General features: G+C 71.8%; 10 protein-coding genes. All 10 read right to left on the reverse strand.

Features of this window, described 5'->3' with window-relative positions; all coding sequences use genetic code 11:
- Positions 1–116: 116 nt before the first annotated feature.
- Positions 117–1043 carry a hypothetical protein gene (locus VH969_RS08185; protein ID WP_331972884.1) on the reverse strand — a complete coding sequence of 309 codons (927 nt, stop codon included), beginning with the start codon at positions 1041–1043 and terminating at the stop codon, positions 117–119.
- Positions 1040–1495 (reverse strand): hypothetical protein, encoded by a 456-nt coding sequence (locus VH969_RS08190; protein ID WP_331972886.1) that lies wholly within the window; start codon positions 1493–1495, stop codon positions 1040–1042. The genes VH969_RS08185 and VH969_RS08190 overlap by 4 nt, the downstream gene beginning before the upstream one ends.
- 133 nt (positions 1496–1628) lie before the next feature.
- Positions 1629–2567, reverse strand: coding sequence for a galactose-1-phosphate uridylyltransferase (locus tag VH969_RS08195; RefSeq protein ID WP_331972887.1), 939 nt, complete (start codon positions 2565–2567; stop codon positions 1629–1631).
- Between the two features lie 14 nt (positions 2568–2581).
- Complete coding sequence (locus VH969_RS08200; protein ID WP_331972889.1) at positions 2582–2854, reverse strand: acyl carrier protein; 273 nt, start codon at positions 2852–2854, stop codon at positions 2582–2584.
- Positions 2854–4206, reverse strand: a complete 1353-nt coding sequence (locus VH969_RS08205) for a dihydrolipoamide acetyltransferase family protein (RefSeq protein WP_331972891.1) — start codon at positions 4204–4206, stop codon at positions 2854–2856. Before VH969_RS08205 ends, VH969_RS08200 begins: the two co-directional genes overlap by 1 nt.
- Positions 4206–5177, reverse strand: a complete 972-nt coding sequence (locus VH969_RS08210; protein ID WP_331972893.1) for an alpha-ketoacid dehydrogenase subunit beta — start codon at positions 5175–5177, stop codon at positions 4206–4208. The genes VH969_RS08205 and VH969_RS08210 overlap by 1 nt, the downstream gene beginning before the upstream one ends.
- A gap of 5 nt (positions 5178–5182) precedes the next feature.
- Positions 5183–6154, reverse strand: a complete 972-nt coding sequence (gene pdhA, locus VH969_RS08215) for a pyruvate dehydrogenase (acetyl-transferring) E1 component subunit alpha (RefSeq protein ID WP_331972895.1) — start codon at positions 6152–6154, stop codon at positions 5183–5185.
- Complete coding sequence (locus VH969_RS08220) at positions 6151–6699, reverse strand: flavodoxin domain-containing protein (RefSeq protein WP_331972897.1); 549 nt, start codon at positions 6697–6699, stop codon at positions 6151–6153. Before VH969_RS08220 ends, pdhA begins: the two co-directional genes overlap by 4 nt.
- Positions 6699–8486: an acetate--CoA ligase gene (gene acsA / locus VH969_RS08225; RefSeq protein ID WP_331972899.1), complete on the reverse strand. Its 1788-nt coding sequence runs from the start codon at positions 8484–8486 to the stop codon at positions 6699–6701. Before acsA ends, VH969_RS08220 begins: the two co-directional genes overlap by 1 nt.
- Before the next feature lie 84 nt (positions 8487–8570).
- A partial coding sequence (locus VH969_RS08230) for a hypothetical protein (RefSeq protein WP_331972901.1) occupies positions 8571–9673 on the reverse strand: 1103 nt, incomplete at its 5' end.

Raw genomic sequence — 9673 nt, forward strand, 5'->3', positions numbered from 1 at the left:
TGCCGAGGGAATCGAGCTGCACGGTGCCGGCGTCTGCGACCTCGACCAGCGCCGCGCGCAGCGTGTCGGCCGGGGCGAGCACCGCGACTCGCTCCATGCGGACGGGCTGGATCGCGTCAGGCAACGGCATCGAGCACCTCCAGCGATCCACCCCCGCGCGCGGCGAGCTCCAGTGCGGCGCATGCCCGCCAGCAGTCGGCCGCGAGCAGCCCGACGACGCCGACCACGGGCGCGGCGGCAAAGCCGGTCCGGCGCAGCAACTCGAACCCGTCGCGCTCGACCCTCGCCCACCACCGGATCTCCGCCGCCCATAACCGGTCCGGACTGTCGCATTCGGACAAGGACCAGGCCGCGTGGGCGGTCAGCCGGTGCCTGAGGTCCGGCACCGAAGAGGCATCCGCCGCTGCCGCGCCGAGCAGCGCGGCAAGGCGCGGAAGCAGCGGCTCGGTGATCCGGCGCCCGGCGAGGAACCGCTCGCGCGCCACCAGCAGTGCCACCGCGCCGGCCGCCCATGCCGATATCTCCTCGGTCGTGGCGGCGCACAGCCGGGCCGCCCACGACAGTTCCATACCCAGCGCGACGGCATGCGGGGCGTCCCCGCCCGGGTCGCCCCACGGCGAGGCGGTCAGCTCGGCGCGCAGCTCGGCCGGTGACCTCGTGGCGGCCAGCCTTGGCCATACCACGGCGAGCGTGCCCATCCGGTAGGTGTCGCCGGCCGGATGACCGGCGAGCACGCGGGCGTGTTCGCAGACGTTCGCCACCTCGAACCAGCCGGCGAGCAGGCGGACCAGGCGTGCGCCCTCCCGCGGCTGCCAGCCGACGAGTACCCGGATGTGCCACAACAACGTGGCGCGCAAGGCGAATTGGGCGCCCTCGAGTGTCTGATCGGGACGGATCGCGCGGCCGTAGGGAGTCGCGGCGAGGCGGGCGAGGGCCTCGGCCAGGTCCGGGCAGGCGGCGATCTCCCGCGCGCCGGCCGTCCCCACGCGCCGGTTGAGCAACGACCTCGCCCGGGCATTCCCGGCCACCCACTCACCACTCATGGCGTGCTCACGGTCTGCTCGGAAACCTCGCGCAACTCGATCCGCGCGGCGGCGACGGCGCGTTCGACGACTGCTTCGATGCCGGCCGCCGCTCGCTCGCGCATCATGGCCAACCGGTCGTCGGCGGTACGGACGAGCTCGGCTTCCGCAGCGGCCGTTCGCGCCCGCCCGCTCGCCGCGGCACCGGCACGTGCCGCCTCCGCCCGCTCACGCGCCTTCGCGACGACGGCCGCCGCCCGTTCGTCCCCCGTCCGGATGGTGCGCTCGGCGTGCACCCGCGCCTCGGCCCGGATCCGCTCCGCCTCGGCGTCGATCTCGGTGAGCATCTCGAACAGCGGCTCCAGCTCCGCGCCGACCTCGGCGAGCCGGTCGGCAGGCACGCCACGCCGGGCGGCCGCGCCCGGCGTACCAACCGGCCGCAGACGGTCCAGAAAGCCACGCCCACCAGGCATGTGGCCTCCTTCCGACGTGTGCGCCGAACGGCCTCTCACCTCGATCGTCGCGGCGCACCCCGGGCCGCCACAGAGCAGAGAGCCCCCGTTCGAAGGGACTTTCGCCACCGGAGACGGATCTCCGCGCGGGTGATCAGCGAGGTGCCAGAACGGTTCCCGCGGACAGCGTGGCGCGCAGGCGCTGGGCGCAGTGTTCGGGCGACATCGTGACGACCGGCACACCGGTGGCCAGCTCGAGTCCTGCCGGGACGGCCAGCCTGGGCACGATATCGAGGTACCAGGACAGGAACGGCGCGGACTCGTAGCCGGTCGGGGCCGTGTGCACGACGAGGTTGTAGGCGGGGTCGCCGAGATCGGCGCACAACGCCCCGAGCACGCCGCGCAGGCTCGTCGCGATGCCGGCGAGCTCGTCCCCCGGAACCCTGGTGAAGTCCGCCCGGTGGGTCACCGGCGCCACCCGTACCTCGTAGTCGGCCGTCGGCGCGAACGGGACGAACGCGACGGTCAGCTCGTCGGCGACGACGATGCGCGAACCGTCGGCGAGCTCGCCGGCGATCAGGTCGTCGGCGACGCTCCGGTTGTTGTCGAGGTGGTATCGCTGCGCGGCCTCGAGGTCGCGCCGGGTGGCCGCCGACAGCACCGGCAGGCCGACGACCTGCGAGTGCGGATGGGGCAGCGAGATACCGGCGGCGACGCCGTGGTTGCGGAACACGGCGACCTGCGCGGTGCCGCGGCGTAGCGCGCGGTGGCGGTTCTGCCAGGCGGCGAGCACGTCACCGACCTCGCCGGCACTCGCGGTGGCGAGATCCCAGCCGTGGCGCGGAGATTCGATGACGACCTCGTGATGGTCCGACAGCGGATAGCGGTTCTGCACCGAGCGGATCTGCCAGGTACCGCCATGGCCCGGCAACCGCCAGCGTTCGGTGGTGGCATCCGCCGCGGCGCCCGGGCAGAACGGGCACGGTGTGTCGGCACCGGCCGGCCGGGCACCACGCCCGGGGGCGATGACCCGCCACTCGTGCGTCCACAGATCCCAGCGGAGCTCACCGGCGCTCCACGGTCTGCGCGTCATGATGCCCGACCTCCTCACGGTTGCGGGCGGCTCATCCCGTGCTCGCACAGGTACTCCACGCACGAGTGCATGGTGCGCAGCCGGTCGTAGTCGTCCTCATCGATGCGCCGGCCGCTGCGGCGGCCGAGTTGTTCGACGAACGACAGGAAGTCCAGCGAGTCGAGTTCGAGCGAGTCGCGCAGGTCGGTGTGCTCGCCGAGCGAGCCGACGTCGGCGTCGGGGACGATCGTCAGTAGCGAGGCGGTCACCAGCTCGGCGGCCACCCGGTCGTCGATGATCCGGTTCATCAGAGTTCCTCCGGTCGTTGCAGCATTCCTTCGATGGCGTGCAGGAAACGGCCGCCGATTGCGCCGTCGGTCGCGCGGTGGTCGGCGGCGAGGGTGACGGTGACGACGGGCCGTACGCCCAGCAGTCCGTCGACCGCCCACGGCCGCTCGACCACGGCGCCGAATCCGACGAGCGCCACCTGGGGCGGATGGATGACGCCGTGCACGAGATCCACGCCGAGGTCGCCGAGGTTTGTCACGGTGATCGACGCGGGGACGAGATCGGACGAACGCGGCCGGCCGGCGCGAACACGGGCGACGCCGTCGCGTAGCCGGTACATCAGCTCGGTGAGCGGTGTGGCGGCCGCGTCCCGAAGCACCGGCACCAACAGGCCACCACCGCGCAGCGCGGTCGCAACCCCGAGATCCACTGTGGACGCGGCGTGGAAGGTCCCGTCGAGCCAGTGCCCGTTCAGCTCGCCGACCTCGGCCGCGGCGCGCGCGGTGGCCTTCAGCATGAGCACCGCCGGCACGAGGCGTTCGGCGACCGGTACCGCCCGGTTGTGCGCGTGCAGCCACGCCATGGCGGTCCCCAGGTCGATCGTGCTCGCGAGGTGGTAGTGCGGGATTTCCCGGTTGGCGCGGGACATCAGCTCGGCGATCGCGGCGCGCATGTCGGTCGTGCGCCGCTGTTCGGCCGCGCGCGTGGCCGCTGTGGACGCGGCTGTGGACGCGACTGTGGACGCAACGGGCGGTGGCGCGGGTTCGGCCGGGGCAGCGGCCCGGACGTCGGCGGCGCGGACAGGCCCGGCGCGGGCCGGCTCGATGGCGGCCGGGTCGACGCCGAGCTCCGCGGCGAGCCGGCGCGCGTACGGGGTCACGGCGGGCCGCTCGGCGTGGTGCACAGCGCGGGCGAGGTCGTGCCGGGTGATGGCGCCGCCCCGGCCGGTACCGTGCACTGTGGACAGGTCGATCCCGGCCTCGGCGGCCAGCTTCCGGATGATCGGCGTGACGGGCACCGCGGCCACCGGCCGCGGGCGCGGCCGGCGCGGCGCCGGTTCCACGCGGACCTCCGCCTCCACACGCTCGGCCGGCTCGGGCATCGGCTCGGGCGCCGGTTCGCCCGGTGCTGCGGCGGGCTCGGTCGCGATCAACGCGAGCGGGGTGCCGACCGGCACGACCTCACCCTCGCCGACCAGCAGGCGCTCGACCACCCCGGTGTCGAAGCACTCGACCTCGACCGCGGCCTTGGCCGTGTCCACGACCGCGACGATGTCGCCGCGGCGCACCGGGTCGCCGGGCTTGACCAGCCACTCGACCACCGTGCCCTGCTCCATGTCGGCGCCCAGCGACGGCATGCGGAACTCGGCCATCAGCCCGTCACCGCCCGCCCTGCGACGACGATGTCCGCCACCTGTGGCAGGGCGGCGTCCTCGAGGTGCTTCGCGTAGGGCATCGGCACCTCGGCACTGCACACGCGCCGCACCGGGGCGTCGAGCTCGTAAAGCGCCTGCTCGGCGATCCGTGCCGAGACCTCGGCGGCGAGGCTGCCACTGCGCCATCCCTCGTCGACGATGACGGCCCGGTGTGTCGTCGCGACCGACTCCAGCACGGTGTGCTCGTCGAGCGGTCGCAGGCTGCGCAGGTCGATCACCTCGGCGTGCACGCCGTCGACGGCGAGCTCGTCCGCGGCGGCCAGCGCCGTCGGCAGCGTGCCGCCGTAAGTGATCAGCGTGAGGTCCCTGCCGTGCCGGCGGATCGCGGCCCGGTCGATGTCCACCGGCCCGGCGTCGTCGGCGAGCTCGCCGGCCATGTTGTACAGCGATCCATGCTCGAAGATCAGGACCGGGTCGGGATCGTCGAGCGCGCTGGGCAGCATGCCGCGCGCGTCCTCGATCGTCGCCGGTGCGAGCACCCGCAGCCCGGGAATGTGGGCATACCAACCTTCGAGACTGTGGGAGTGCTGCGCGGCGAGCTGCCGGCCGGCCCCCGTCGTCATCCTGATCACCAGCGGCACGCCGAGCTGGCCGCCGGACATGTGCCGAAGGGTGGCCGCGTTGTTGAGGATCTGGTCCAGCGCCAGCATGCTGAAGTTGACGGTCATGATCTCCACGATCGGGCGCATGCCGGCCATGGCCGCGCCGATCCCGGCGCCGACGAACGCGGATTCCGACAGCGGCGTATCGCGCACGCGTTCCGGGCCGAACTCCTCGAGCAGCCCGAGGCTCACCCCGAAGCAACCGCCGTAGCGGCCGACGTCCTCCCCCATGAGAAACACCCGCTCGTCGGTGGTGAGCGCGTCGCGGATCGCCTCGCGCATCGCCTCCCGGTAGGTCGTCTTCACCGCTCTCACCCCCGGTCTGCGTATACGTGGCGGGTAAGGTCCTCGACCGGCTCCAGCGGAGCCTCCTCCGCGGCTGCCACGGCCCGGTCGAGCTCCGCGGCGACGTCGGCGTCGATCTCGGCGAGCACCGTGTCGTCGAGCTGACCGTCCGCGCGCATCCGTGCGGCCAGCTGCGTGATCGGGTCGCGCTCCTTCCAGCGCTCGATCTCGGCCTTGTCGCGGTAGCGGTCCGGGTCGTACAGCGAATGCGCGCGGAACCGGTAGGTACGCAGCTCCAGGAAGCACGGCCCCGCACCGGCGCGCACGGTGTCCGCGGCGCGCCGGGCCGCGTCGGCCACCAGCTCCACGTCCATCCCGTCCACCGCCCAGGAACGCATGCCGTAGGAGCTCGCCCGCAGTGCCAGGTCAGTCTCCGCGTGCTCGCGGGAGAGGGCGGTGCCCATCGCGTAGCGGTTGTTCTCGCAGCAGAACATCACCGGCAGCCGCCACAGCGCAGCGAGGTTCATGCACTCGTGGAACTCGCCCTCGGCCACCGCGCCGTCGCCGAACAGGCACGCGGTGACCGCGGGGCGGTCACGCATCCTGTCCGCCAGCGCGAGGCCGACGGCCAGCGGCAGCCCGCCCCCGACGATGGCGTTGCCGCCGTAGAAACGCCGTGAAGCGTCGAAGATGTGCATCGAGCCGCCGCGGCCCCGGCTGCACCCGGTGCGCTTGCCGAACATCTCGGCCAGCAGCACGTCCATGCCCAGCCCACGCGCGAGCGCGAGGCCGTGCTCGCGGTAGGTGGACACGACTGCGTCCTCGGGGCCGAGCGCTCGCAACAGCCCGGCCGCGACGGCCTCCTCACCGATGTAGAGGTGCATGAAGCCACGGATCTTGCTCGCGCTGTACAGCTCGACGCAGCGCTCCTCGAACCGGCGGATGCGCACCATCCCGGTCAGCAACTCGGTGCGCAGCTTGGCCTCGAGCTCGGTCATCGCGAGCCTCCTCCCGGACGCACCGGGCCCACCGCGCGCAGGTCCGCGGCGATGCCGGCCGCCCAGCTTCCGATCACGCGCCAGTCGCGCAGGTCCCCGTACCTGCCGCCGCACAGCTCGAGGACCGCCCTGCTGGCCGCGGAGAACGCCGACCGGGAAACGACTCCGGCGAACGCGTGGTAGTCGCGCGGCGCGAGCAGGTCACGCACCCGCGCGATCTTCGGCGGTACCATCCGGCGCAGGAGTCCGCCCACCGGCCCGCGCAGCGACGGGCCGATGCCGACGGTGAACAACCACACGGGCCGCGCACGCAGGACCTCGGCGTTGCGCCGCGCGAATCTCTCCGCCGACGCCAGCAACGCGCGGTCGTGCACCGCGCTGCCCAACACGACAGCGTCATAGCCGGACGCGTCCGGCTGCTCACCCGCGACGCGCACATCGACCGCGAACCCGCTCACCCGCAGCTGCATCCCGATGAAATCCGCGATCTCCCTGGTCGATCCCTGGTCGCTCGCGTACACGACCAGAACCCGCTCCGGCGCCATCACCGCGCTCCTTCCAATGTGGACAGATCGCCCTCGGGTAGGCCCAGCTCGCGCGCCTTCAGCAGGCGGCGCATGACCTTCCCGCTCCTCGTGTGCGGTAACGACTGGTCGAACACGATCTCCTTGGGTGCCACGGCGCCGAGCGCGCGGCGGCCGAACGCGAGCAGTTCACCACGCAGTGCGTCGGTCGGCTCGTATCCCGCGCGCACCGTCACGAACGCTTTGACGACCTCGCCGGCGACCGGGTCCGGCTTGCCGATGACGCCGGCCTCCGCGACCGCGGGATGGGCCATCAGGGCGCTCTCGACCTCGAACGGCCCGACGAGGTGGCCGGCGGACTTGATCACGTCGTCGGCCCTTCCGACGAACCAGTAGTAGCCGTCCGCGTCGCGGCGGGCCACGTCGCCGGATAGATACCAGCCGTCGGCGAAGCATTCCCTGTAGCGCTCCGCGTCGTGGAGGTAGTCACGGAACATCGACGGCCAGCCCGGCCGCAGCGCGAGCTCGCCCTCTACACCCGGCTCGGTCAACTCACGGACCTTGCCGTCGACGACGCGGGCACGGCCGTCGTCACCCCGCTCCAGCAGACCCGCGACGACGCCGGGCATCGGACGGCCCATCGATCCCGGACGCACCTCTTCGGCGCGGAAGTTGCTGATCATGATCGCGCCGGTCTCGGTCTGCCACCAGTTGTCGTGGACCGGCAGGCCCAGGTGTTCCTGGCCCCACGTGACGACCTCCGGGTTGAGGGGCTCGCCGACACTCGCGACGAACCGCAGCGCCGACAGGTCGTACTCGCGCGCCAGCCGTGGACCGCGGCGCATCAGCATGCGCAGCGCGGTCGGCGCGGTGTACCAGACGGTGACGTGCTGGTCGGCCAGCACGCGGTACCAGCGGCGCGCGTCGAAATCGCCCTCGTCACACACGACCGTGACACCGTGTGTGAGCGGCGCAATGATGCCGTACGACGTCCCGGTCACCCAGCCCGGATCGGCCGTGCACCAGAACACGTCCCGGTGGTGCAGGTCCAGCGCGTAGCGTGCGGTGGCGTAGTGGGCGACCACCGCTTCGTGGACGTGCACGGCACCCTTGGGCTTGCCGGTCGTGCCGCTCGTGAAGTGCAGCAACGCCACGTCGTCCGGGGCGGTCGGCGGTATCTCGAACTCCGGCTCGCACCAGGCGAGCGCGGCACGCAGCTCCACCGTCGCCGGTTCGGGCTCGCCGCCGACGAGGAGAACGTGTCGCAGTGCCGGCAGCATGTCGCGAATCGGCTCGACCTTTCGCCGGTACAGCTCCGGGGTGGTCACCAGCACGGCCGCCTCGCCCAGCCACATCCGTTCCCGCACCGGTTCCGGACCGAAGGCGGAGAACAGCGGCGACAGCACGCAGCCGGCCTTCAGCGTGCCGAGCGCGGAGACGTACAGCTCGGGAATGCGGCCGAGCAAGGTGAAGACCCGCTCCCCCGGCCGTACGTCGAGCCGGCGGAGCAGGTTCGCGAATCGGCTCGTCTGGGCGGCGAGGTCCGCGTAGGAGATGTCGGTGATGTTGTCCTGCCGGTCGACACACCGCAACGCGGTCCGCCGCGCCGACGCGCCCTCCGCGTGCCGATCCACCGCCTCGTAGGCGATGTTGATGCCGCGACCGTGTGGCAGCCCGGAGAGCTCGGCGCGGGCGCCCGACCATCGGAATCCGCGCCGGACCGCGTGGTAGTCGGCGAGGTTGGCACCCCGAGACGAGGCCACGGACTTGCGAATCGGTTGCCAACGAAGCTGCTGCGTCTCGTCCACGTTGCCAGCGAATCTTGCCGGCCACCGTTCCACTACTGCCCAAAGTCCTCATGCGGGCGGGTCCGAGGGCCTGGCGTCAGTAGCTCACCGGGTCTCCTCGGCGCCGACCGACGTGGCGGGTTCGGGGCCGGTCCATCTCCGCACACGGAGGTCGTCCACGTAGTAGGTGGTAGTTCCGCCGGAGTAGCCCTCGACCTGGACCTGTGCCGCGTTGGCGAACTGGCCGGTGCGCGTGCCGACGATCCGGCCGTCCACGGAGAACTCCACGCTGGCGTCGGGCTTGACGAGCACGCCGAACCGGTGCCAGCCGCGCCTGCGGGTCACCGAGGTGCCGGTGTAGGAGTAGTTCTTGTCGTGGAAGACGTACCGGTTGGCCGACGCGCCGGTCCAGACACCGATGCCCACGCGGTTGTCGCTCACGTTCGTGAGGCGCACCATCTCGAACGCGGTGCTGTCGAGGTCGTCGTAGACGTTCGACTCGAGGAACAGGCCGTTCGCCAGTGGCTGCGGCTTGCTCAGCCACATGCTCTCTCCCGCGGACTGGACGAGGCGCGCACTGCGGGCTCCGCGCAGCACCGGGCTGGTGGCGGTGGACCAGGTGCCGGAGCCCTGCTCACGGCTCCACCCGCCGGCGGCCGCGAGCCCGTTCAGCAGGTCGGCGTAGTCCACGGTCGTATGCCCGATCCCCCAGACGCCCGAACCGTTGTGGGCCGAGTACCACAGCCGGATCTGGTTCGTCGCGGCGTCGAAGGTGAAGGTCGACCGGTACAGGTTCCGGTCCCAGCCGCTCGTCGTGTACGCCAGCGCCGGGTTGGGGAAGGTCGTCCAGTCGACGCGGTTCGTGGAACGGGCGAACCGGATCACGCCGCGAGGCGCTTGCGGGTAGTCCTGGAACATCCAGTACTGATCCCGATCCGGGATGTACTCCACGTCGAGGTGCCAAACATTGTCGGCGATGTCGACCGCCTGGAACGTGCCGAAGGTGACGCCGTCCGTGGACGAAGCGACCCAGACCTTCTTGGTCGCCGAGTCGACGGTCCACAGGTAGAAGGCCGGCCCTTGCTTGACGATCGACGGGGAGATGTAGAGCGGTTGCGTGCCGAGCGGCCAGTCGATCACCACGACGGGGTCCGTCCAGTGCACGCCGTCGGCGGACTTGATCAGCTTCAGGTAGTTGTGGTCATAGT

The organism is Actinophytocola sp. (genome assembly GCF_036555685.1).
In the GTDB taxonomy this organism is placed as follows: Bacteria; Actinomycetota; Actinomycetes; order Mycobacteriales; family Pseudonocardiaceae; genus Actinophytocola.

Excerpts from the sequence above, each read along its gene's own strand:
- VH969_RS08200 (WP_331972889.1), bottom strand. The coding sequence starts at position 2,854 with ATGAACCGGATCATCGACGACCGGGTGGCCGCCGAGCTGGTGACCGCC.
- VH969_RS08220 (WP_331972897.1), bottom strand. The coding sequence starts at position 6,699 with ATGGCGCCGGAGCGGGTTCTGGTCGTGTACGCGAGCGACCAGGGATCG.
- VH969_RS08190 (WP_331972886.1), bottom strand. The coding sequence starts at position 1,495 with ATGCCTGGTGGGCGTGGCTTTCTGGACCGTCTGCGGCCGGTTGGTACG.
- pdhA (WP_331972895.1), bottom strand. The coding sequence starts at position 6,154 with ATGACCGAGCTCGAGGCCAAGCTGCGCACCGAGTTGCTGACCGGGATG.
- VH969_RS08185 (WP_331972884.1), bottom strand. The coding sequence starts at position 1,043 with ATGAGTGGTGAGTGGGTGGCCGGGAATGCCCGGGCGAGGTCGTTGCTC.
- VH969_RS08205 (WP_331972891.1), bottom strand. The coding sequence starts at position 4,206 with ATGGCCGAGTTCCGCATGCCGTCGCTGGGCGCCGACATGGAGCAGGGC.
- VH969_RS08195 (WP_331972887.1), bottom strand. The coding sequence starts at position 2,567 with ATGACGCGCAGACCGTGGAGCGCCGGTGAGCTCCGCTGGGATCTGTGG.